The organism is Sporosarcina sp. GTC18466 (genome assembly GCF_055389225.1).
Map to the genome: position 1 here is coordinate 691,430 of NZ_AP044037.1, position 21,259 is coordinate 712,688.

Genomic DNA, 21,259 nt, shown 5'->3' on the forward strand with positions numbered 1-21,259 from the left:
TATATGCGGGGGGATATGCGTCAATGACTTGCTTTCAAGTTATCGATCCAGCCGAAAAATGAATCAGCTAAACAGTCTGCATACATGGCGACCCATGCATCGATCTCTTTAGGGGAGATAAATGTATTCAATTCACGGTTGGAGAGCACTTCTTCGAAAAGCTGCACACGATCCTCGTGCGGCCAGCTTGACCAGTCGCCGAAAATCGGGATGAGTTTTGAGCGGTCAGCATTCTCATTTGCTTCATATAGCCAATTGGAGACCGTCAGTTTGGAAGATGGCCGTGACTCATCCTCGATTTTCGAAGCGATATATGTGAACATCGTATCGATTGCATCGGCGATCAGGACGGGGCCATCCACGACAGTCGGAATCCCGATGGCAATCACCGGCACTCCAAGCGTCTCTTTCGAGAGCTCTTTACGGCTGTTGCCAACGCCTGACCCTGGATGAATTCCCGTATCAGTCATTTGGATTGTCCTGCAGAGCCTTGCACTGTCGCGTGCAGCCAGTGCATCCACCACGATGAGCAAATCAGGTTTGATCTGGTCGGCCATCGCGCGCACGAATTCTGCCGTCTCAAGGCCCGTTTGGATGGTGACGCCGGGTGCGTACACGAATACTTCGGCGCCTTCCTCCGAGAAATAATCCGGCACGATCGCTGTCATGCGATCCATTGTCATCGGACCAACAGCATCAGGTGTCACTTCCCTGTTGCCAAGGCCTATGAACAATAGTTTAGCGTCTTGGGGCAGCTTATGTTCTTTGAGCAGCTCATCCAGCTGATCCATCAGCATGGCGGTCATATCAGAAATGCCATCTTTATCGCCAGGCGGGAGGCTCGGGGAAGTAAGAGTGATATATGTCCCTGTTTTCTTACCGATCCGCTCTTCCGCTTCAGGCAAGATCTTCACTTTAGTGAGCATAATGCTGCCGTGGCGGGTCTCGTTGAATACCACATCGTCCGTCTTTTGCAGCTTGTCTTTTTCGGAATCAGTCTGATGCCGTACCATTTCCTCGTTTTCCACTACAAGGTCTGTACGGTAAAAATCGAATTGTCCCATTTTCATTCACCTCAAAAACAGTTTGCTCGTCGTGTAAAGGAAATATTCTTTGCATATTTTTATTGCGTTCCGGCGGGGTGTTTGCTAAAATGTTAATGTTGTAAAGAGAATCCGTATCTACTTGGAATAGCTCTTGTCTTACCTGAAATTGGAGGTGAATGGAATGCCAAACATTAAAGGTGCTATCAAGCGTGTAAAACAGAGCGCTGCTGCAAACGAGCAAAACTCTCAAGTCAAGTCTGCAATGCGTACTGCTGTACGTAAAGCTGACCTCGCGCTATTGAATAAAGAAGAGAACGCTCCTGAACTTTTGAAGGACGCGGTGAAAAAATTGGACACAGCTGCCCGCAAAGGCCTGATCCACAAAAACACAGCAGCTCGTCAAAAAGCTCGTCTTACAAAGAAAGCTCAATAATGAGTGCAAAATAGGGCTGTCCCCGTTGTCTCAGACAATTGGGACAGCCCTTTTCGTTTTACAAAGACGAGGAAGTGATCGGCTCCATGAAGAATAATTCAAGGATCCGTTCTCTGCGGCCGCCTTCCGACTTGAGCCGGTAATCGATGTCTGCAAGTTTTGACAGCAGCAGATGCAGCCTATCAGCGGACGGGATCTTGCGGTTTTCCAGCATCAATTTCACGCGATATGGATGGACATTCAGCATTTTAGCGATCTGCTGGGCGTGATAGCCTTTTTTCCGCAGCGATGTCACATGAATCATCAGCCGTATTTGCCCGGAAATGAGCGATGTCAGCATGATCGGCTCTTCCCCGTTACGCAAGAGATCCCTGTAAATTGAAATGGACGCCTCTACATTGCCTGTCAAATAAGCATCCGTCAGCCGGAAGACATCCATCTCCGGTGTGCGTGGAACAAGCAGTTCAATCGTTTTTTCTGTGACTTCGCCGGTTCCTCCGAGATATGTGGCGAGCTTGGAAATCTCGTTCGACAGCATAACCAGATCATCCCCTGCCCAGTCCGCAAGCAGCTGTGCCGGTGCGCTCTCCATTTTGACCCCAAAAGCGCTTGCCTCTTGCTGGATCCAAGCTGTCAGGTCGCGTCCTGACAGACGGGATGCCTCGATGACAGCCGCTTTCTCATTCATCGTTTTCGTGATCTTTAGCCGGCCATCCAATTTTTCATATGGCGCATGGAAGACAACGACCGCCGTCGGAGACGGATCGGCCAGCCATTTTTGCAGCAGATCTATATTATGTATGATCTTCTCTTTCGATTTATCAGGAGCTTTGAGGAATGAAGCGTTCGCAGCAATTACAAGTTTCCGCTCTTCAAGAAATGGAAGTGTATCCGCCTCTTCAAGCACAACCTCAACAGGCGTTTCTTCCAGATCGTATCTGATTACCATATCTTCTTCTATATCAGGCATCGCTTCGATCAGCCTGTTCACCGTTTCGTCAAAAATATGGCGTTCAGGACCGCTCACCAAGTAGACGGATTCCACGTCACCTGCTCCGATCCTTTTCCATTCTGCATTCGCCATGCGATCCCTCCTCACTCTCTCTATTATACCCGACAGTACCCATGATGTATGGACAATTTGTGTCGTTTGTGCAAAGCGTCCGCACAAATACGGATTGGGATGGATTTTTTATCACCATTCAACTATACTAGAAAGGAATCAGGAGGTGTAGCAATGAATGAGTTTGAAAAAGACGTACAGTCAAAACGCAATGATTTGATCGATTCAGGAGTCGGATTTGTAGTATCTTTCGTAGCTTTCTCCGCAATTTTCGTTATTGCTACAATCGTCGACTTCGTCGCACGCTAATACAAGCGAAAAGCAGGCAGCACCCGGCACGTTTAACGGGAGCTGCCTGTTTTTATTGCCCCCTTGATGTATGCAGCTGAAAATCGCCATTTTTGACCTTGAACGTGATGGAACCGCTTTCGGCAGTCGATATGACCGGGATGCCATGTTTCTTGAATGTCTCCAAGACGTCTGGGTGAGGGTGGCCGTATCGGTTGTTCTTGCCTGCGGAAATGACAGAGATGACAGGAGCAACCGCCTCGACAAAGCCGTCTGTGCTCGAGGTCCTGCTGCCATGGTGGCCCGCTTTGAGGACAACTTTTCCGAAGTCCATGTTTCCATACTCACGGACGAAGCGCTGCTCCCCTTCCGTCTCCAAATCCCCTGTGAAAAGGAATGACAGGCCATCCTGCACCATGAACAGCACAAGCGAGCTGTCATTTCCTTCATATTCCCCTTCAGCAGGCGCCACGTATGTGAACCCGAATCCCTCTTTAGTCCAGCCGAGCCCTTCCATTCCGAAAATGATAGGGATCTTCTGCTCTTTTGCAATCGCAAGCACTGGATCCATCGTTTTCTCTTTTTCACTGCCGGGCGGAATATGGATCTCCCTCACACGCACTTCCTCCATCACTTCATCAGCCGCTTCCATATGGTCGCTATCCGCATGGGTGAGGAGCATCTTATCGACCGCCTGGATGCCTTTCCCCCTCAGGAACGGAACTACGATGCGCCTTCCGATCTCAAATGGCTGTTCAGGAGATTTCCAATCATTGTCCCAGAACTGGACCCTTCCCCCCGTATCTATCATATATACCGCTTTCCGGTGCGGCAGTTCAATGACAATTCCGTCCCCCTGGCCTACGTCAAGGAAGGTGACATAGAGCGCCGGATCAGCATACGGCCGGAGTTGCATGGACAGCGCCGGCACTAGAAGGCAAGCCAAGGCAAGGTGCCATTTTCCCTTTCTCTCAAGCAGGATGAAGAACAGGAACATACCGATGACCGCAAGAACGGCGAGGCTCGCTGGCGGTTTGCCCGGCGTCCAAAGCTGATACGGTAAAGAAGCCAAGAACGTCGTCAACTCACCGAGCCAAACACGCACAGGCGTGTAGACGGAAAATAGAAGGCCGCTTACCTGCGGCAACATGACCGAAAGCAGCAACAGAACTATATTCATAGGCAGAATGAAAGCCGAATAGAGAGGGACATACAATAGATTCACAAAGAAAGATGAGATTGACAGCTCATGGAAATGATACAGCAGCACTGGATATAAGGCGATCTGTGTGATTGAAGTGACTAGAAACGAAGCGAGCAGAGCAGATCGGTTCCGCAGGATGATACCAGACGAATACACAAGTGCGAAAGCGGCGAGATAGCTGAGCTGAAAGCCCGGCTGGAAGACGATGAACGGCTGCAGCACAATCGTGCCTGCCGCCACCATCGAAAGCGCATCATCTGCCCGCATCTTAATACGTCCTGACGAAGCAAGCAGCAAAAGGACAGTGACGGTCACTGCACGCCAAACGGACGGTGCACCGCCTGCAAGCACAGCATAGATCGGCAGAAGGATTATGAGCAGCGTATCCGCGGTCTCAATCCGCACCCGCATGCGTACGAGGACGAGGCGCAAGAGGAACGCAAGCAGACCGACATGCAAACCAGATATCGCGAATAAGTGCGTGATGCCAAGCGTCCGGTAATCGTCCGCAAGCTGCTCATCCATCCCGCTCCGGTCCCCGATAATAAGCGCTTCCGCTTCTGTGATCAGCGGCTTTGGAAATGTGCTTGCAATATGCTCCTTGACCTTCCGCCTCCATTTTGACAGCGTAACTCTCACGCCGGCAGCTTCCGAGAAGGACAGGATTTCGTCCGCCTCAAAGATCCGTTCCGCACCGTTCATCCTCAGATAAGCTTCCATATTGAATGAATAGTCATGGGCTGGACCCGGCGGCTCGCCGTATGCACCTGAAAATGTAAAAGAGTAGGCCGGTATATGCATTGCCAGAAAGTGGTCTTTTTCTAATTCATCATGGAGTGTGTAGGAAATATAGATTGTCAAGCCGTCCTCAGTTTTAGCGAAGCCTTTCACTTTCGCTCCGTCAACTTTGACAGTATCCGTGAACCTGGCTGTCAAGGTATGGGAATCCGGTGCTTCAAGGATGGTCTGGATGTAGGTCTGGAAGTGGAAAAAAGAAATAGTCGCAGCGATAATCGCCAGCAGGGGAGTAAGGAGATCATCCTTCCGCAAAAGGAAGATGGGAAGAAGCAGGGCATTGATCCATAATAGATGAACCGGCCCGTATGCGGCGAACGCCGATACTGCGACCGGTATAGCGATATAGACAGGTCTGCTTTTCAGTAAGTTTTGCCAAATAATCCATCAGCCCTTTGTTTAAGCTGGGCCAATTCTTCAGGGGTTGTGCCGCCGGCTGAAAGTTTTCCGAGCAGCTCTTCGATCAGGCTGCTTTTCTCCTCCATCCTGAAATCGATGGCACCCGGATCGAATGGAATATGCTGGACAGATACGCCAGACTGCGCGAACAGTTTTAGCGCATACTCATCATTCTTATAGTCTTTCGCATAATACACATGGCGCACTCCGGACTGTATGATCGCCTTGGAACATTGCAGGCACGGGAAATGCGTGACGTACAATGACGAGCCTTCAGCAGGTATGCCGTATTTAGAGCATTGCAGAAGGGCATTCATTTCCGCATGGATTGTCCGTACGCAGTGGTTGCCAACGACATAGCATCCATGATCGATGCAATGATCGCCGCCCGAGATGGATCCGTTGTATCCGCCTGCGATAATCCGGTTATCCCGCACGATGGTCGCACCGACAGACAGCCGGGTGCATGTGCTTCGCACCGCCAGCAGATGGCACTGTGCCATGAAAAATTGGTCCCATGTGATCCGCTCCATATGGTTGCCTCCATTCTGATTACTTTACAGAGATGAATGGCTCGAGCTTTTCGAATGTCTTTTGCCCGATGCCCGAGACATCCATCAGTGATTCGGGACGGTCAAACGGGCCGTTCTCTTCCCGATGGGCGATGATTGCGGCGGCCTTCGACGGCCCGATTCCGGGAATCGATGTCAATTCCGCTTCCATCGCTGTGTTGATATTCACTTTGCCGTCTTCCTTGTCCGCAGGAATGCCTGTGAGCAGCTCCGGCATCTCTTCCGGCACTTCACCTTCAAGCGGAACATAGATGACAAATTCATCCTTCAGTCTCATCGCATGGTTGATCGATCTCGTATCGGCATCCGGCTTATAGCCTCCTGCACTATTGATCGCATCGATGAGCCTGTCGCCTTCAGATAATATATACACACCTGGATGCAGTACCGCACCTTTCACGTCGACCATGATCGGCTCCGGCTGTGGTGGTTCGTCAGCCGGTTCCGGTTCAGCTGGCAGCTCTAAGCCAGGTTTCATTTCAAATGGGAGTTGTCCGCTTGCCAGCGTGTCGTTGCCGGCCTGTCCTCGGGGAAAGAACACAATCGCGGAAATGATCAGGATTGCTGCTAATGGGGTTAAAAGTTTGCGCCACTTGCCGGATACTTTAGATAAAAACGGAATCTTCCCCTTTCATCCTGGCATCCATATGGAGACATCTCCACTATAGCCCACTTTCCCATTTAGCGCAAAGCCTACTTTCTAACTTGGAAGAAAATACGCTCACTTTCTTCAGCCGGCGGTTCGTCTTCCCAATCCGCAAAGATCCGTTCCACGGTGAAGCCTGCTTCCGACAGCAACTCAACATATGTAAACACATCGAATGTCCGCTGATAGTGGACTTCGTCAAACCGTCTGTACAGACCGCCCGGTTCCCGCACAAAAAAAGCGATCTCCGAGTAGACGGAATGTTCCTCATCGCCTTCTTCCGCCTGCCATATATACGATATGCCCCCGTTGTCAAAAACAAAAGGGCCTTCCATGAAGATGACATCGGTCTTGAAAGTCGAATGGACGTCGAACAACAGGACACCGCCCGGTTTCAGCGCGGAGTGGATCCTTTTGAACGTCTCTGCGACGTCCTCTTCCGCTTGCACATAATTCAGGGAATCGATCGAGATGACAGCCGCGTCGAATTCCGCAGGCATATCAAGCTCCTGCATCGGCTGCACATGGAAGTTAATCTCGAAACCTAGCGAGGCCGCCCGGCGTTCGGCGACCTTCAGCATATCCGGGGACAAATCGATCCCCGTCACGTCCGCCCCGCGCTTTGCCAGCTTCGCGGACAGCAGCCCGGTTCCGCAGCCGACGTCAAGCAGACGCAGCCCTTTCAACGGCTGTCCGCAAGCTTCCTCAATGAGCTCGACATAACGGTCATACGGAATGTCGCTCATCAATTCATCATAGACGGCTGCGAAGCTTTTGTAGCTCACCGTCATTGATGATCGGCCATATCAAGCGCCGGAGCGTCGCCCCAAAGCTTTTCCAAGTTGTAATAGTCCCGTTCATCCCGGTGGAAGACATGGACGACAACGTCTCCCAGGTCTACAAGGACCCATTTTCCATTATCCAGCCCTTCCACCCGCTTCACTTCATAGCCGTTCTCTGACGCCTTGTCAGCGACTTCCCGTGCGATTGCCTGCACTTGGCGCTCTGAATTGGCGTGAGTGATAATGAATTGATCTGCGATTAGCGAAATCCCTTCCATGTTCAGGACGACGATATCCTCTCCGCGCTTGTCATCTACGGCTTTATATGCTGTTTCTAATAATGTTGGCATAATTTCCATCCTTTCATGATGTCTTAATAGTTGGGTATCCCGGCGTATTCATTGTAGCATTCAAAGGAATCCGGAAAGATGGCGCTCCGCTTGCTGACCAGATAAGCGATGGTATGCGCTATACTGTCACGCATGCCTTCATCCAGCGAACGCCCGGCTGCAGCCTGCAGTTCCTTCAGCCCCGGAAAAGTGCGTCCCGGCTCAATTAGGTCGGACACATAAATGAGCTTCTCGAGCGGCGACATTCCGCGCCTGCCCGTCGTATGGAATCGTATTGCATTCAGTATGTCTTCATCCTTGATGCCGAATTCATGCTGTGCGATAAATGCGCCAACCGGGGCATGCCATAATTCATGATGAAATGCGAGATAGCGCTCATCCATGTTGTTTTCGGTGAGAATGGTCCGCAGGCTGCCAGGATCCATCGCTTTCGCAATATCATGGCAAAGTGCAGCGATTTCAGCCTTCTCTTGATCGACGCCATATTGCTCCGCAAGTTCCAGTGCGGTATCACGCACCCTGAGCACATGGGCCGCGCGTCCTTGAGGAAGGCGCTTTTCCACTTCCTCTTCAAGCCGTTTACTCAACATACAATCCCTCCTCACGGATGAACGTTTCGACGGATTCGGGGATGAGGAATGTAACAGTCCCGCCTGCCCGGATCCTCTCCCGGACCAATGTGGACGACAGATCGATCTGCGGGATTCCGACCATCCTGATTGGATAATCCGTCTCTGCCAATGTCCCGGGCCGCTGGACTCCCACGAAATTCACCAGTCTCATCAGTTCATCGATCCGGTGCCACTTCGGCAGCATATCGATCATGTCTCCGCCGATGATGAAGTGGAACTCGGAATCCGGCTCGGCCTTTACCATCGCTTCCATCGTGTCATATGTGTACGAGATGCCGCCCCGCTCCACCTCGAACGGCGAGACGGAGATCCTGTCAGCACCTTCTGTCGCAAGCGCCGCCATATGCAGACGCTGCGCAGGCGTGGCGTCTTGCGGCTTTGCTTTATGAGGCGGAATGGAGGCGGGCATCAGGCGCACCTCATCGAGGGAGAGTGCATGAAGCACTTCATTTGCGACGATGAGGTGACCGGCGTGCGGCGGATTGAACGTACCGCCGAGTATTCCAATCCGTTTCATGCGAATCCCCCTTACGGCAGTTCGATCCGTTTCTTTTCCTTCGACTCTTTATATAGAACAAGGATCTTGCCGATCACCTGCGCGACTTCGACTCCCGCGTCCTCAAGCCTTTCTGCGATGTCGGTCTTGTCCTCGTCGCAGTTCTGCAAGATGCTCACTTTAATCAGTTCGCGGGCTTCCAGCGCCTCTTCGATCTGTTTGATGATCGCATCGGTCAAACCGCCTTTCCCAATTTGGAAAATCGGTTGTAGATGATGCGCTTCGCTTCGTAAATAACTTTTCTGTTTACCTGTTAGCATGTTTTCCCTCCGAGCTTTTCTGTTAATACACGAATCATGCGGGATGTGTCCGGTTTGACCCCGGTCCACGTTTCGAAGGCAAGAGCCCCTTGGTGGACGAACATCCCGAGTCCGTTCAATGTCTTGGCGCCGCTGCTTTGCGCACGCATGAGAAATTCCGTTTCCAGCGGATTGTAGATGATGTCGCAGACAATCGTCCCGCTTTGCACACCAGATGGGTCAAGCGGCATTCCTGCATCCGAATAATTCATGCCGACGGATGTCGTCTGAACAATTAGACGGTAGCTGCCAATCCGGGTTTCCGCCGCCTGAAGAGGGATCGCTGAAGCGCCAAGTTCTTGCGCGAGCATTTCTGCTTTGCCAGGCGTCCTGTTCGTTATGGTGATCGGGCCGTACCCGCTCTCGCGCAGTGCATGGGCAATCCCTTTCGCAGCACCGCCCGAGCCGATGACGAGAACTTCCCCGGTCTTTCCTTCTTCCCCGTATTGCTCTTCCAGGGAACGGACAAAGCCGATGCCGTCCGTATTAAAGCCGCGCAGCTCCCCGTCCTGCAAATGAACCGTATTGACCGCATCCATTGCTGCGGCGAAAGGGTCGATTTTGTCAAGATGCGGAATGATCGCTGTCTTATGGGGCACAGTCACATTCCAGCCGGTGCAGCCTAATACAGCCAGGCTGCGGACCGCCTCCCCGACCTTGTCCTGCGTGACATGGACCGGAATATATGCGGCATCCATGCCCGCTTCCTCAAACCATTTCGTATGCATGAACGGAGACATCGACTGTGCGATGGGATCTCCGATGACCGCAAACCACTTTTTCAACGTCTCCCGCTCCTTTCTCAAATCAATGAAGGACGCAATTCCACATTGACGCCCCGGGGAGCATGGACTGAGATGGACACATCCGGGTGCTGGACAGTGATCCAGCCGAGACCGGATATGACCACGTCTGTCTTCGGTTTCTTCACCGAAAATTCATGCCGCACGAGAGGCGGAAACGTTTCGAGCGATTCCCCAGTAGGCGGAGAAAGCAGTTCCCCGAGGTGCTCTTCATACAATGCGTCTGCGTTCTCAAGCTTTGTCCGATGGATCGGCAAGCTGTTCGCAGCGTGCACTGTGAAGGAAGACCGGTCTCCCCGAAGAAAATCGAATCGGGCTAATCCGCCGATGAACAGAGTCTGCCCACTGTTCAACTGATAGACTTTCGGCTTCAATTCCTTCTTTGGCGTGATGGCCTTCAGATCTTCAGCACTCAAATAATGTGCCATCTGATGGTCATTGATGATGCCGGGTGTGTCGTAGATGGCCTTGCCGTCGTCAAGCGGAATCTCGATCAAATCAAGTGTCGTTCCTGGAAAATGGGAGGTCGTAATCGTCTCTCCTACCCCGGTCGCATTCTTGATGATCCTGTTGATGAATGTGGATTTGCCGACATTCGTGCAGCCCACGACGTAGACATCTTTACCGCGCCGCCTTTCATCGATCACCTGAAGAGCCTCCTGCATGCCTGTGCCTTTATGGGCAGAGACAAGGAGAATATCTGCCGGCTTGAGGCCGAGTTTGTGCGACTCTTCCCGCATCCAGTTTTTCAGCTTGGATTCCTTCACAGCTTTCGGCAGCAGGTCCGCCTTATTGCCGACCAGTATGATATCCTTATTGCCGACAAACCGGTGAAGCCCGGGAATCCAGCTGCCGTTAAAATCAAAGATGTCAACAATCTTCACGACAAGGCCATCCTTGCTCCCTATGCCATTCAGAATGGAAAGGAAATCGTCTCCCGACAAAGATACCGGCTGCAACTCATTATAGTTGCGGAGCCGGAAACAGCGCTGGCAAAGGATTGTCTCCTTGTCCAGCGAAGCAGCAGGCGCATATCCGTCCTTTTTCGGGTCCTCCGTCTGAATCGGCACGCCGCAGCCGATGCATAATAATTGTTCCACTGATTATTCCTCCCAATCGATCAGGCCGCGTTTTCGCATGCGGGCCATGATCTTCCTTTCAAGTTTGCGGTTGAATCGAGTAAAAAAGCCGTCAGAGCTTGCCACAGGCACCACAAGGATCGTATGGACCCCGAACCGGTTGCCGCCCAGAATGTCCGTCATCAATTGATCTCCGACCATGACGACTTCGTCTTTCGGAAGACCCAGCTGGCCAAGCGCTTTCTTGAATCCCTTGCCAAGAGGTTTTCTCCCTTCGAAGATGAATGGGATGCCTGCCGGCTGGCAAAAGTCGCGGACCCGCGGCTCATGGTTGTTCGACAGTACGATCACCTTCAGCCCCGCATCCCGCATCATACGCATCCATTCGAGGACTTCCGGGGTCGCTTCGGGACGATCCCATTCGACAAGCGTATTGTCAAGGTCGGTCACAATGCCTTTGATCCCTTTTTCCTTTAATGTATCCGGAGTGATCTGAAAGATGTCCTTTACATATTCATCTGGTAAAAATAAGTTATACAAACAATCTCCACCCTATATGAAAATAACACACCATCCCGTTAGAGCATTTACGGGAATCTGGTTACAACGATTATATCACAATGCCGCGTATTGTACGTCCGTCGCCGAGCAGGATCGCCGGAAAGATGCACTGCCCGCACTTCCAAGTGTTATCCGCTAAATCGGACGCATATGCTGTTGTACTAGACACAGGAGGTGGACCAATGAGCGGATTCGTCATGGCGCTAGTCCAACTGTGGCTTGAAATTCCGGCGATGGTCGGCTATATCCGCGGGCAGGCGTTCCGGCGCCCTCTGTCGAAAGCGGAAGAAGCCGATTGCCTTAGGCGTCTTGCGGAAGGGGATGAAAGCGCCCGGGATGAACTGATCGAGAGGAATATGCGTCTGGTTGCGCACGTCGTGAAAAAGTTCCATCCGAAACACGAACAACTCGACGATTACATTTCCATCGGGACGATCGGTTTGATGAAAGCGGTGAACAGCTTCACACCTGACCGGAAGACCAAACTTGCCACGTATGCGGCCAGGTGCATAGAGAATGAGATTCTCATGTTCCTCAGGACGCAGAAGAAAGTGCAAAAGGACGTCTCCCTTTTCGATCCGATCGGCACTGACAAAGATGGCCAGTCCCTGCAGATAGCGGACCTATTGCAGACGGACGACGAGGCGCCGATCGAAACGGTTGAACAGAAAGAGCAATTCGAACGGCTTTACAGACATCTAGGAAAACTAGACAGCCGGGAACTGGAAATCATCCAGCGCAGGTACGGCCTGCTCGACGACCAGCCGATGACGCAAAAAGAAATCGCAGAACAGCTGAACATATCAAGAAGCTACGTTTCGCGCATCGAGAAACGGGCCATTGTTAAACTATACCAGTTATTCAAGCATGAATATAGCGAATGATCAAACGTAAAAAAGCGGCAAAAAAAGCGTTCCTCCCGCATAACCTATGCGGTGCGGGAACGCTTTTTGGGTTGATGTGTCCTCATCAAATGCGCCAAGGATCGCGGTGAACCATTTGGCAGGCAGTACACTATAACAAAATTAATCTGTCGTTACCTCGCGCATAATGACGACCGCGATTACCGCAGTTACGACGAAAACTCCAGTCATTAGGAAGAACATGCAGATCCACTCCTTTAACCAATTGTTGCTTCACTATATCATACCATACCCGTATTATAATTTCGATATCGCTTTCACAACTATTTCTGAAGAATGTTTGGCGGCGATCGGCAAAAATTCATCGAAGCTCACCGATGATTCCTTGCCTGCGATATCCGATAATGCCCGAATGACGACAAACGGCACGCCAAATTGGTGGCACACTTGAGCGACTGCCGCCGCTTCCATTTCAGCTGCAATCATATCAGCGAATTGGCCTCTGACAAGTTCTACGCGCGATGGATCACTCATAAACACATCACCCGATGCGATGAGCCCTGTAAAATGGGCATGTTCGCCAACCTCTTCGACAGCTTCCTTGGCGATGCGCATAAGCTTTTCGTCAGATTGGTAAGCTGCCGGCATTCCCGGCACTTGTCCGATTTCATAGCCAAAAGCGGTCGCATCCACGTCGTGATGTTTCACCGCATCCGAGATGACGACTGTACCGATATCCAGGTCTTCATGGAAACCTCCAGCCGAGCCCGTATTGAGGACGGCTTCCGGTTTATAGCGCTCCAGCAGCAAGGTAGTCGCTATTGCCGCATTCACCTTTCCGATCCCGCTCTTGACAAGCACGCAATCGCGGCCGGCCAAATCACCTTCGATGAATTCACAGTTCGCGACGTTGGTCACTTTCTTATTTTCCATCTGCTCTCGCAGCAATTCCACTTCCTGCTCCATTGCACCGATAATACCGATTTTCATACATTACCCTCCGCTCAATAATCAAAATCCAATGTGGTCAACTTATCCATTTTAACAGGTTTCCAGCCTTGTCCGTCAACCCATTCGAGATAAACCCGATACTTTTCCGAGCCGTCGCTGGAAGAGACGATGCCAATTGACTTCTGAGGGCTTCCTCCATTCTTGATCCTTTTGAAGATCATGGAGTCCTCAGGCAATCCTGTCGCATAGGCCAGCGCCTTCTTCTTTTCGTTCCAATCATCGGACTCGCCGTCATATAGGGAAGTATGTTCCCCCGTCTGCACGGTCCCAATCGGCTTCCACGATTCATTGATGACCGTTTCGCTGACAACCGGATCATCAGGGGATTCAATCTTCACGAGTTCTCCTTCTTCTGGCTGCGGAGACTCCACTTCGTGTTTCTCATCATTGCTGCCCGATTCCCCAGACAGTTCACTGTCGTCCTCGGGATTCATGGCAGCTCCGTCATCATCCTGGTCCTCGCTCAATGATCCTTCGCCTTCCGGCTCATTCTGCCCGGTATCTTCAGAATCCGCATTTTTATCGGAAGTGCTGTCAGTCTTCTCATTCTTTTCAATCGCGGACTGCTTATCCCCGTCCGCCTGATCGTCATTCCCCCCTGTGATAATAGTGGCGCCAACGATGATAATAAGCACAACAACGATACCAATCAGGCTATTCAATATAAGGTTGGATTTGTTTTTTTGCCTTTTTCGGCCTACTCTCGAAAATTGAGGTTCTCTCTCAGGCATGTCCCGTCTCTCCCTTCCAGTACCTATTGTCTATAAGACTTGATAACTCTGCATGAGGTTTCACACTTGAATGCCTACATGCAAAAACAGATGGATGGAAACGCTTGCGTCTCCTCCATCTGCTTCGTTCAGTTCATATATTACTTGATTTCAATGATGGTGACGACCATTTCTCCGCCAGGCGTCATGATTTTCACGTCATCGCCTTTCTTTTTGCCGATCAAGCCTTTGGCAATTGGCGAGTCATTTGAGATGAGTCCTTCGATTGGGTTCGCTTCCGCGGATCCTACAATCGTATACGTCTCTTCTTCGCCATCTGGCAATTCTTTAAATGTAACCGTTTTCCCGAGCTGCACTTCATCGTTCGTCAGCTCGTCCTCTGTGATGATCACCGCATTGCGGATCATCGATTCGATTGTGGAAATCCGGCCTTCTACAAACGCCTGATCCTCTTTTGCAGAATCGTATTCAGAGTTCTCGGAAAGGTCGCCAAAGCTGCGTGCGATTTTAATCCGTTCTACGACTTCTTTCCGTTTGACCGTTTTCAGATAATCAAGTTCTTCTTCAAGCTTCGCTTTTCCAGCGGCTGTCATTGGATATTTTTTTTCAGAAACCATTTTACAACACTCCTCATAATCCTGTTCATAAAAACACTATGCCGCTCCTCCAAGAGGTATGCGACATAGCATTCAAATATAAAATAGTACGTCAAATTCTGAATCCATCATATTACAATTTGGTTCCAGATTCAAGAATTGTTTTTATTTTTGTGACCATCAGGTCGATCGCCACTTCATTGTGCCCGCCTTCCGGAATAATGATATCAGCATACCTTTTTGTCGGTTCGATGAACTGGTTATGCATCGGCCGCACGACTGTCAGATACTGTTCGATAACAGATTCGATCGTCCGGCCCCGTTCGTTAATGTCACGCATAAGACGGCGCATGATCCGGAGATCCGCATCCGTATCGACAAACAGCTTGATATCCATCAGCTCTCGGAGCCGCGGATCCTCCAGCACCAGAATCCCTTCCAGGATGATGACGTCTTTCGGCGTGATCGGCACCGTTTTATCCGACCTTGTATGCAATGCGTAATCATAGACCGGCTTTGAGATCGGCTGGCGGTCAAGCAGCTTTTCGACATGTTCGATCAGCAGATCGGTATCAAACGCGAGCGGGTGATCATAGTTCGTCATAAGCCGCTCCTCAAATTCAAGATGCGACTGGTCCTTATAATAATAATCCTGTTCAATCACGACGACCGAGTGCTCTTTGAACACGTCATAGATCCGGTTAGTGACACTTGTCTTCCCGGAACCCGAACCGCCTGCAATTCCGATCACAAGAGGTTTTCCTTCTTTCATCCCGTTTCCTCCTTCAGCAAGGAATGCCTCTCTCTTTATTTCTTGACTGCTATCAGTATCCCGTCCCCAACAGGAAGCAGGAAAGTTTCATACGCTTCATTTTCCATCGCCCATCTGGTGAAACTCTTCAGATTGCGAATCATCGTCCGGTTGCGTTTCGGCAATTCAGCATCTTCCAGGAGCACCGCTCCATGCATGAACATATTATCGCAATAAACGATGCCGCCGGGCTTCAGGAAAGCTGAGTACTTCTCAAAAAAGCGCTGGTACTGCCCCTTCGCCGCGTCGATGAACAGCGCATCGAACGAGCCGCCTTCCAGTTCGCTCTCCTCAAGCAGAAGTGCGTCCCCCTGGATGAGCCGTATACGGTTTTGCATGCCGCTTCTCTGTACGTATTCGACAGCCCGGGCATATCTTTCCTCGTCACGTTCGATGGTCGTGATGCTCGTTGTTTTGAGAGCCTCAGCCATCCTGATCGCAGAATAGCCGATGGCGCTTCCGATCTCAAGGATATGCTCCGGTTTTTGGATGCGCAGCAGTCCGATGAATGTATCGATGCCTGAGCGGTCCATGATGGGAACCCTATTTAGCTCCGCATATGTTTCCATCTCGGTTATCAGCGGATTTTCGGGTCCGCTGAAATGAGCAATGTACTGATTATAGTCCTTCATACATCCCACTTCCAATCATCCGATTCAATCTCCCGAAAGATACAGTGCCCGATTCCGCAGATGCTCGTCATATGTCTCTGCAAAATGGTTTTCTCCTTGCTTATCCGCAAGGAAATATAAATAGTCCGTATGCGACGGTTCAATGACAGCTTCGATGGAAGAACGACCGCTTCCTGCAATTGGTCCTGGCGGCAGCCCCATGTTCTGATAGGTGTTATACGGGTCTTGCACTTCCAGGTCCGAATAGAGCACTCTGTCTTTGTGGACGCCTAGAGAATAGAGCACGGTTGGATCAGTCTGGAGCGGCATGCCCTTTTCAAGCCGGTTGTAGAAGACACTCGCAATTGTCTCACGGTCCGCCTGTGCTGTCGCTTCCTTTTCGAGCAGCGAAGCGAAGGTAAGGAGCCAGTGGACCGATTTTTTGTTTTCCTCCAAATACCCAAGATACGGCGTGATATTCGCAGCCGTTGCGTCAAGCATGTCCGTCACAACTGTTTCAAGCGTCGGTTTCTCTTCATAGAACGGATAGGTCGCCGGGAACAGATATCCCTCCAGCGGATGCTTTATATTTTCGTTGAATATTTCTTCCGTCAGCAGATTCGGATATTTGCCCATCAGACCTTCAATCGTCTTCTTATCTTCGACATAGGCCATGAAATCCTGTTCTTTGATGCCTGTCTTCTTCTCGACGATTTTCGCAATCTGATCAAGCGTCAGCCCTTCCGGTATAGTCATCGTGAATATCGGCTCACGATAGACCCTGCCCGTCTTGAGACTTTGGATCAGCTCATCCAGCGTCATTGCCTTCGTCAGGCCGTATGTCCCCGCCTGGAATTGCGATTCGTTCTTGAACTTTGCATAATATTTGAAGATGCGCGCATTCCTGATCACACCCGCCTCTTCCAGCTTTTTGGAGATCACTGATACACCTGAACCGATTGGAATCTCCACTTCAATGACTTTTTCGGAGTCCGGATCGACGGGCTGCAGCGATTCGACTATGTATTTGTAGACCGAACGTCCGCCGATGAGTCCGATCAAAAGAACAATAAGTGCAACTGCAAAAACAATGCGTCTGACAATCTTCGCTTCTTTCTTATGTTCCGTCATCCGGTCGAACATGACGTCCTTTTTCCCGCCTCTGTTCTCATTCCCCATCCAACATGCCACCTCTTTTCGTGCACGGTTTCACAAACAATCACAAGAAAGACGGAATGGCGAGCACCATTCCGTCCCGTGCATGTATGATTATTCTTCGTCTTCCTCAGCAAGGAATGTGTTCAGCATCTCTTCGATCATATCCCACTCTTCATCCGATTCGATCGGCATAAGCTCTCCGTCTTCCTCATTCTCCGAAGGGATGAAAGCTGACGCATGGATTTCGATTTCTTCATCGTCATCCACATTCTCATTTTCGCCTAGGATATGATATAGGACGTACGATTTTCCGAAATCTTCGGAGTCAAACGTGAAGATCACTTCACATACATGCTCGTCCCCATGCTCGTCTACGATTGTCATTGTTTCCTGTCCGTGTTCCATTACATCACCTCATCTATTTTTTGAATCAAGATACCCTTGAAGTATCATGACTGCCGCCATCTTATCGATGACAGCCTTGCGTTTTTTGCGGCTCACATCCGCATCGATCAGCATGCGTTCGGCCGCCATTGTCGTGAGTCTCTCATCCCATAGGGTGACCGGAAAGCCAAATTCATCTTTCAGCAATTCGGCATACTTTTCCGATGCCTCCCCGCGGGGTCCCACCGTATTGTTCATGTTCTTTGGGTAGCCTACGACAAAAGCGCTGACTTCATACTTGGATGCCAATTCGCGTATCCTGTCGATTCCAAAAAGGCCGGCACTTTCATCAATTGCGACAGTCTCGATGCCTTGCGCAGTCCAGCCGAAGGCGTCGCTGACCGCGACGCCGACCGTCTTGGATCCGACATCCAGTCCCATCGTCCTCATGATTCGCGGTCTCCGTTTTCACGGATATAGAATTTGACAAGCTCTTCAAGGATCTCGTCCCTTTCCAACTTCCGAATCATGTTGCGCGCATCCTCATGCCTAGGAATGTAGGCTGGGTCGCCTGAAAGGAGATAGCCGACAATCTGATTGATCGGATTATAGCCTTTGTCATGAAGCGCTTTGTGAACATGCAGCATGACCTGTTTCACTTCCTGCTCCATCGATTCTTCAGGGAAGTTGAATTTCATCGTCTTGTCGTATGGATTCATAATCGACACCCCGCTTTCCAATCATCCGTTTCTAGGAGCCGGATATGATTCCCGTATCCATTATACCCGACATGCCATTTCCGAATCAATCTCACATATGAGCCGCCACTTGCTGCTCGTGACGATCAGTTTTCCGATTTGACATAATCATACACGGATTGTAATGCTTCATCAAGTTTAGAAGCGTCCTTCGCTCCGGCCATAGCCATATCAGGCCGGCCGCCGCCCTTTCCTCCACAAATGGATGCTACGTGATTGACGATTTTGCCTGCATGCAAGTTCCCTTTTTTCAAATCATCTGTCACACCTGCTGCCAGCATCACTTTTCCGTCCACACTAGTACCAAGGACGACAACACCGCTGCCGATCTTCTGTTTCAGTTCGTCGATCATCTGGCGCAGACCGTTATTGTCTTTCACATCCGCTTTCGCCGCAATCACTGCTGTGCCTTCGATCTCCTGCTTGGACGCAAGGATGCCGTCCAGCTGGCTGTTTCCTAGCTTCGCTGAGAGGGATTCGTTTTCGCGCTGCATCTCTTTAAGGTCGGCAAGGAGAGCACCCGTCTTCGATACGATATCCTTCGGGTTCGCTTTCATCAGATGTGCCGCCTCTTCAAGAAGCCCTTCTTCTTTCTTGAATGAAACGTATGCCTGTTTGCCTGTAACAGCTTCGATCCGGCGCGTGCCGGCTCCGATTCCGCTCTCAGACTCGATTTTGAAAAGCCCGATTTCAGCTGTCGTGCTGACATGGCACCCGCCGCATAACTCAATGGAATAATCTCCGACCGAAACGACTCTTACAATATCGCCATATTTTTCACCAAATAAAGCCATCGCGCCCATCTGCTTCGCCTCGTCAATCGGTTTCTGGGCAATGTCGACAGTGATGTCCTCCCAGATCCTCTCATTCACCTTCCGTTCGATCGTCTCAAGCTCTTCATCAGTTATCTGCCCGAAATGCGAGAAGTCGAAACGGAGACGGTCAGGGCCGACATACGAGCCCGCTTGGTTGACATGCTCGCCAAGGACCTCTTTCAGCGCCTTATGGAGAAGATGCGTCGCTGTATGATTTTTGATCGTCAATTTACGGGAATCTTTCTCTACTTTCGCATGCACTGCATCTCCTGCATGCATCTCGCCCGAGCGGATGGTCGCCGTGTGGAGGTTCTGGCCGTTCGGCGCTTTCTGGACATCTTTGATATCCGCGATAAACGACTCGTTGGTAATGATCCCTCTGTCAGCGATCTGGCCGCCGCTTTCTGCGTAAAACGGTGTCTTGTCGAGGATGAATTGCACTTCATCCCCTTCGGAAGCCTGCTGCACCAGCTGTCCGCCTTGAAGGAGAGCCAGGATTTCAGCATCGCATTCCAGTTGGCCATAGCCGATGAACCGGCTCTCCTGGTGCAATCCGCCGAGAACTTCCGACTGGACATGCATGCTGTCCACGTCCTGGCGGGCAGCACGTGCGCGGCTCCGCTGGTTTTCCATTTCCGTTTCAAAGCCTTTGAGGTCGACAGTGACGCCCGCTTCTTCCGCATATTCCTCAGTAAGTTCAAACGGGAAGCCGTACGTATCATAAAGACGGAACGCATCTGCTCCGGAGACGACCGCTTCACCTGATTCCTTCGCTTTTTCGATGACACCTGAGAGGATGGACAGTCCCTCATGCAGCGTCTCATGGAACCGCTCTTCCTCGTTTTTGATCACTTTCATGATAAAGTCTTGTTTTTCCGCGACTTGCGGGTAGAAATCCTTCATGATGTCGCCGACGACCGGAACCAGTTCATACATGAACGGGCGCTGGATGCCTAGCTGTTTCGCATAGCGCACCGCACGTCTCAGCAATCTGCGAAGGACATAGCCGCGCCCTTCATTGGAAGGAAGCGCCCCGTCCCCGATTGCAAATGCGACGGTCCGGATATGGTCGGCGATCACTTTGAATGCCGTATCCTTCCCTGAATCTTTGCCGTATGTCTCTCCAGATGCCTTCTCGACGGAATGGATGATCGGCATGAAGAGATCCGTGTCAAAGTTTGTCGGCACGTCCTGGATGACAGACGCCATCCGCTCGAGGCCCATCCCCGTATCGATGTTCTTCTTAGGGAGCGGAGTATACGTATGATCCGGGTTATGGTTGAATTCGGAGAATACCAAGTTCCAGATTTCAAGATATCGTTCGTTCTCGCCGCCTGGATACAGCTCAGGATCCGAAAAATCGTCTCCATAAGAAGGACCGCGGTCATAGAAAATCTCCGAATTCGGACCGCTCGGGCCTTCACCGATATCCCAGAAGTTGCCCTCCAGGCGGATGATCCGCTCTTCCGGCACGCCGATCTTGTCCTTCCAGATGCCGTATGCCTCCTCGTCCTCCGGATGGACGGTCACAGACAGTTTTTCCGGATCGAATCCGATCCATTTTTCATCCGTGAGGAATTCCCATGCACGTTCAATCGCTTCCTCTTTGAAATAATCTCCGATTGAAAAGTTGCCGAGCATCTCGAAAAATGTGTGATGGCGCGCTGTCTTGCCGACATTTTCGATATCGTTCGTCCGGATCGACTTTTGTGCGTTGACGATCCGGGGATTTTCCGGGATCACCCGTCCATCAAAATACTTTTTCAGCGTAGCGACTCCGCTGTTGATCCACAGAAGTGACGGATCGTCAATCGGCACGAGCGGAGCGGAAGGCTCCTGGTTATGCCCATGTTCTTTAAAATAGTCCAAAAACAGTTGCCTGATTTGTGCAGCAGTCAATCTCTTCATCTGTATTTACCTCCGTTTTTTTACCGGCCGCATATTCCGGAAAATAAAAAAACTCCGCCCCCTTGGAAGGGACGAAGTGTAGATTCGCGGTACCACCCTAATTCG

The 21,259-nt window shown here is 50.8% G+C and carries 26 protein-coding genes; 3 read left to right on the forward strand and 23 right to left on the reverse strand.

Annotation, left to right across the window (positions count from 1 at the left end):
• Positions 1–20 precede the first annotated feature (20 nt).
• Positions 21–1,064 (reverse strand): GPR endopeptidase, encoded by a 1,044-nt coding sequence (gene gpr / locus ACZ5FK_RS03500; RefSeq protein WP_464806527.1) that lies wholly within the window; start codon positions 1,062–1,064, stop codon positions 21–23.
• Between the two features lie 163 nt (positions 1,065–1,227).
• Here gpr and rpsT point away from each other — a divergent pair, with 163 nt between their 5' ends.
• Positions 1,228–1,479, forward strand: coding sequence for a 30S ribosomal protein S20 (gene rpsT, locus ACZ5FK_RS03505; protein WP_464806528.1), 252 nt, complete (start codon positions 1,228–1,230; stop codon positions 1,477–1,479).
• A gap of 58 nt (positions 1,480–1,537) precedes the next feature.
• Here the strand turns inward: rpsT and holA are convergent, their stop codons facing one another.
• The gene (gene holA, locus ACZ5FK_RS03510) at positions 1,538–2,563 is read right to left on the reverse strand and encodes a DNA polymerase III subunit delta (RefSeq protein WP_464806529.1); all 1,026 of its coding nucleotides are present in this window, start codon (positions 2,561–2,563) and stop codon (positions 1,538–1,540) included.
• 153 nt (positions 2,564–2,716) lie between these two features.
• On the opposite strand from holA, the gene ACZ5FK_RS03515 reads away from it, so the two are divergent.
• A complete protein-coding gene (locus ACZ5FK_RS03515; RefSeq protein ID WP_464806530.1) occupies positions 2,717–2,851 on the forward strand; it encodes a YqzM family protein in 135 nt (44 codons plus the stop codon).
• 52 nt (positions 2,852–2,903) lie between these two features.
• Here the strand turns inward: ACZ5FK_RS03515 and ACZ5FK_RS03520 are convergent, their stop codons facing one another.
• From ACZ5FK_RS03520 to ACZ5FK_RS03570, 11 genes are all read right to left on the reverse strand, one after another.
• Positions 2,904–4,970, reverse strand: coding sequence for a DNA internalization-related competence protein ComEC/Rec2 (locus tag ACZ5FK_RS03520; protein ID WP_464806531.1), 2,067 nt, complete (start codon positions 4,968–4,970; stop codon positions 2,904–2,906).
• A 221-nt stretch (positions 4,971–5,191) separates the two neighbouring features.
• Entirely contained in the window at positions 5,192–5,761 is a 570-nt protein-coding gene (locus ACZ5FK_RS03525) for a ComE operon protein 2 (RefSeq protein WP_464806532.1), read from the reverse strand.
• Positions 5,762–5,780: 19 nt separating this feature from the next.
• Positions 5,781–6,278 (reverse strand): helix-hairpin-helix domain-containing protein, encoded by a 498-nt coding sequence (locus tag ACZ5FK_RS03530; RefSeq protein ID WP_464806533.1) that lies wholly within the window; start codon positions 6,276–6,278, stop codon positions 5,781–5,783.
• Positions 6,279–6,493: 215 nt separating this feature from the next.
• Positions 6,494–7,237, reverse strand: a complete 744-nt coding sequence (locus ACZ5FK_RS03535; protein WP_464806534.1) for a class I SAM-dependent DNA methyltransferase — start codon at positions 7,235–7,237, stop codon at positions 6,494–6,496.
• Positions 7,234–7,581 carry a ribosome silencing factor gene (gene rsfS, locus ACZ5FK_RS03540; protein ID WP_464807352.1) on the reverse strand — a complete coding sequence of 116 codons (348 nt, stop codon included), beginning with the start codon at positions 7,579–7,581 and terminating at the stop codon, positions 7,234–7,236. The genes ACZ5FK_RS03535 and rsfS overlap by 4 nt, the downstream gene beginning before the upstream one ends.
• Positions 7,582–7,601: 20 nt before the next feature.
• Positions 7,602–8,168 (reverse strand): bis(5'-nucleosyl)-tetraphosphatase (symmetrical) YqeK, encoded by a 567-nt coding sequence (gene yqeK / locus ACZ5FK_RS03545; protein WP_464806535.1) that lies wholly within the window; start codon positions 8,166–8,168, stop codon positions 7,602–7,604.
• On the reverse strand, positions 8,158–8,727 hold the full coding sequence (locus tag ACZ5FK_RS03550) for a nicotinate-nucleotide adenylyltransferase (RefSeq protein ID WP_464806536.1): 570 nt from the start codon (positions 8,725–8,727) through the stop codon (positions 8,158–8,160). The genes yqeK and ACZ5FK_RS03550 overlap by 11 nt, the downstream gene beginning before the upstream one ends.
• Positions 8,728–8,738: 11 nt before the next feature.
• A complete protein-coding gene (gene yhbY, locus ACZ5FK_RS03555) occupies positions 8,739–9,026 on the reverse strand; it encodes a ribosome assembly RNA-binding protein YhbY (RefSeq protein ID WP_464806537.1) in 288 nt (95 codons plus the stop codon).
• Positions 9,020–9,850 carry a shikimate dehydrogenase gene (gene aroE / locus ACZ5FK_RS03560; protein WP_464806538.1) on the reverse strand — a complete coding sequence of 277 codons (831 nt, stop codon included), beginning with the start codon at positions 9,848–9,850 and terminating at the stop codon, positions 9,020–9,022. The genes yhbY and aroE overlap by 7 nt, the downstream gene beginning before the upstream one ends.
• A gap of 17 nt (positions 9,851–9,867) precedes the next feature.
• The gene (gene yqeH, locus ACZ5FK_RS03565; protein ID WP_464806539.1) at positions 9,868–10,968 is read right to left on the reverse strand and encodes a ribosome biogenesis GTPase YqeH; all 1,101 of its coding nucleotides are present in this window, start codon (positions 10,966–10,968) and stop codon (positions 9,868–9,870) included.
• Between the two features lie 3 nt (positions 10,969–10,971).
• Positions 10,972–11,487, reverse strand: a complete 516-nt coding sequence (locus tag ACZ5FK_RS03570; protein ID WP_464806540.1) for a YqeG family HAD IIIA-type phosphatase — start codon at positions 11,485–11,487, stop codon at positions 10,972–10,974.
• 203 nt (positions 11,488–11,690) lie between these two features.
• On the opposite strand from ACZ5FK_RS03570, the gene sigK reads away from it, so the two are divergent.
• Positions 11,691–12,392 (forward strand): RNA polymerase sporulation sigma factor SigK, encoded by a 702-nt coding sequence (sigK, locus tag ACZ5FK_RS03575; RefSeq protein ID WP_464806541.1) that lies wholly within the window; start codon positions 11,691–11,693, stop codon positions 12,390–12,392.
• A gap of 276 nt (positions 12,393–12,668) precedes the next feature.
• Here sigK and mtnN read toward each other — a convergent pair whose 3' ends face one another.
• The 10 genes from mtnN to alaS all read right to left on the reverse strand — a co-directional run bounded on the left by mtnN (position 12,669) and on the right by alaS (position 21,154).
• A complete protein-coding gene (mtnN, locus tag ACZ5FK_RS03580) occupies positions 12,669–13,361 on the reverse strand; it encodes a 5'-methylthioadenosine/S-adenosylhomocysteine nucleosidase (protein ID WP_464806542.1) in 693 nt (230 codons plus the stop codon).
• A gap of 14 nt (positions 13,362–13,375) precedes the next feature.
• Positions 13,376–14,113, reverse strand: a complete 738-nt coding sequence (locus ACZ5FK_RS03585) for a YrrS family protein (RefSeq protein ID WP_464806543.1) — start codon at positions 14,111–14,113, stop codon at positions 13,376–13,378.
• Between the two features lie 140 nt (positions 14,114–14,253).
• On the reverse strand, positions 14,254–14,730 hold the full coding sequence (gene greA, locus ACZ5FK_RS03590; protein ID WP_464806544.1) for a transcription elongation factor GreA: 477 nt from the start codon (positions 14,728–14,730) through the stop codon (positions 14,254–14,256).
• A gap of 112 nt (positions 14,731–14,842) precedes the next feature.
• Positions 14,843–15,481, reverse strand: coding sequence for a uridine kinase (gene udk / locus ACZ5FK_RS03595; RefSeq protein ID WP_464806545.1), 639 nt, complete (start codon positions 15,479–15,481; stop codon positions 14,843–14,845).
• Between the two features lie 35 nt (positions 15,482–15,516).
• The gene (locus tag ACZ5FK_RS03600) at positions 15,517–16,152 is read right to left on the reverse strand and encodes an O-methyltransferase (protein ID WP_464806546.1); all 636 of its coding nucleotides are present in this window, start codon (positions 16,150–16,152) and stop codon (positions 15,517–15,519) included.
• 24 nt (positions 16,153–16,176) lie between these two features.
• On the reverse strand, positions 16,177–17,310 hold the full coding sequence (mltG, locus tag ACZ5FK_RS03605) for an endolytic transglycosylase MltG (protein WP_464806547.1): 1,134 nt from the start codon (positions 17,308–17,310) through the stop codon (positions 16,177–16,179).
• Between the two features lie 90 nt (positions 17,311–17,400).
• Positions 17,401–17,694: a DUF1292 domain-containing protein gene (locus ACZ5FK_RS03610; protein ID WP_464806548.1), complete on the reverse strand. Its 294-nt coding sequence runs from the start codon at positions 17,692–17,694 to the stop codon at positions 17,401–17,403.
• Positions 17,695–17,703: 9 nt separating this feature from the next.
• Entirely contained in the window at positions 17,704–18,123 is a 420-nt protein-coding gene (gene ruvX, locus ACZ5FK_RS03615; protein WP_464806549.1) for a Holliday junction resolvase RuvX, read from the reverse strand.
• Positions 18,120–18,392 (reverse strand): IreB family regulatory phosphoprotein, encoded by a 273-nt coding sequence (locus ACZ5FK_RS03620; protein ID WP_464806550.1) that lies wholly within the window; start codon positions 18,390–18,392, stop codon positions 18,120–18,122. The genes ruvX and ACZ5FK_RS03620 overlap by 4 nt, the downstream gene beginning before the upstream one ends.
• A gap of 125 nt (positions 18,393–18,517) precedes the next feature.
• Positions 18,518–21,154: an alanine--tRNA ligase gene (gene alaS, locus ACZ5FK_RS03625; RefSeq protein ID WP_464806551.1), complete on the reverse strand. Its 2,637-nt coding sequence runs from the start codon at positions 21,152–21,154 to the stop codon at positions 18,518–18,520.
• Positions 21,155–21,259 lie beyond the last annotated feature (105 nt).

Bases quoted from the DNA above. Each gene is read 5' to 3' on its own strand.
- alaS (WP_464806551.1), bottom strand. From the start codon at position 21,154: ATGAAGAGATTGACTGCTGCACAAATCAGGCAACTGTTTTTGGACTAT.
- mltG (WP_464806547.1), bottom strand. From the start codon at position 17,310: ATGGGGAATGAGAACAGAGGCGGGAAAAAGGACGTCATGTTCGACCGG.
- holA (WP_464806529.1), bottom strand. From the start codon at position 2,563: ATGGCGAATGCAGAATGGAAAAGGATCGGAGCAGGTGACGTGGAATCC.
- ACZ5FK_RS03550 (WP_464806536.1), bottom strand. From the start codon at position 8,727: ATGAAACGGATTGGAATACTCGGCGGTACGTTCAATCCGCCGCACGCC.
- rpsT (WP_464806528.1), top strand. From the start codon at position 1,228: ATGCCAAACATTAAAGGTGCTATCAAGCGTGTAAAACAGAGCGCTGCT.
- ruvX (WP_464806549.1), bottom strand. From the start codon at position 18,123: ATGAGGACGATGGGACTGGATGTCGGATCCAAGACGGTCGGCGTCGCG.
- gpr (WP_464806527.1), bottom strand. From the start codon at position 1,064: ATGGGACAATTCGATTTTTACCGTACAGACCTTGTAGTGGAAAACGAG.
- sigK (WP_464806541.1), top strand. From the start codon at position 11,691: ATGAGCGGATTCGTCATGGCGCTAGTCCAACTGTGGCTTGAAATTCCG.
- yqeK (WP_464806535.1), bottom strand. From the start codon at position 8,168: ATGTTGAGTAAACGGCTTGAAGAGGAAGTGGAAAAGCGCCTTCCTCAA.
- ACZ5FK_RS03585 (WP_464806543.1), bottom strand. From the start codon at position 14,113: ATGCCTGAGAGAGAACCTCAATTTTCGAGAGTAGGCCGAAAAAGGCAA.
- ACZ5FK_RS03525 (WP_464806532.1), bottom strand. From the start codon at position 5,761: ATGGAGCGGATCACATGGGACCAATTTTTCATGGCACAGTGCCATCTG.
- ACZ5FK_RS03620 (WP_464806550.1), bottom strand. From the start codon at position 18,392: ATGAATCCATACGACAAGACGATGAAATTCAACTTCCCTGAAGAATCG.
- ACZ5FK_RS03515 (WP_464806530.1), top strand. From the start codon at position 2,717: ATGAATGAGTTTGAAAAAGACGTACAGTCAAAACGCAATGATTTGATC.
- ACZ5FK_RS03535 (WP_464806534.1), bottom strand. From the start codon at position 7,237: ATGACGGTGAGCTACAAAAGCTTCGCAGCCGTCTATGATGAATTGATG.
- ACZ5FK_RS03530 (WP_464806533.1), bottom strand. From the start codon at position 6,278: ATGAAACCTGGCTTAGAGCTGCCAGCTGAACCGGAACCGGCTGACGAA.
- yhbY (WP_464806537.1), bottom strand. From the start codon at position 9,026: ATGCTAACAGGTAAACAGAAAAGTTATTTACGAAGCGAAGCGCATCAT.
- udk (WP_464806545.1), bottom strand. From the start codon at position 15,481: ATGAAAGAAGGAAAACCTCTTGTGATCGGAATTGCAGGCGGTTCGGGT.
- greA (WP_464806544.1), bottom strand. From the start codon at position 14,730: ATGGTTTCTGAAAAAAAATATCCAATGACAGCCGCTGGAAAAGCGAAG.
- ACZ5FK_RS03600 (WP_464806546.1), bottom strand. From the start codon at position 16,152: ATGAAGGACTATAATCAGTACATTGCTCATTTCAGCGGACCCGAAAAT.
- mtnN (WP_464806542.1), bottom strand. From the start codon at position 13,361: ATGAAAATCGGTATTATCGGTGCAATGGAGCAGGAAGTGGAATTGCTG.
- ACZ5FK_RS03610 (WP_464806548.1), bottom strand. From the start codon at position 17,694: ATGGAACACGGACAGGAAACAATGACAATCGTAGACGAGCATGGGGAC.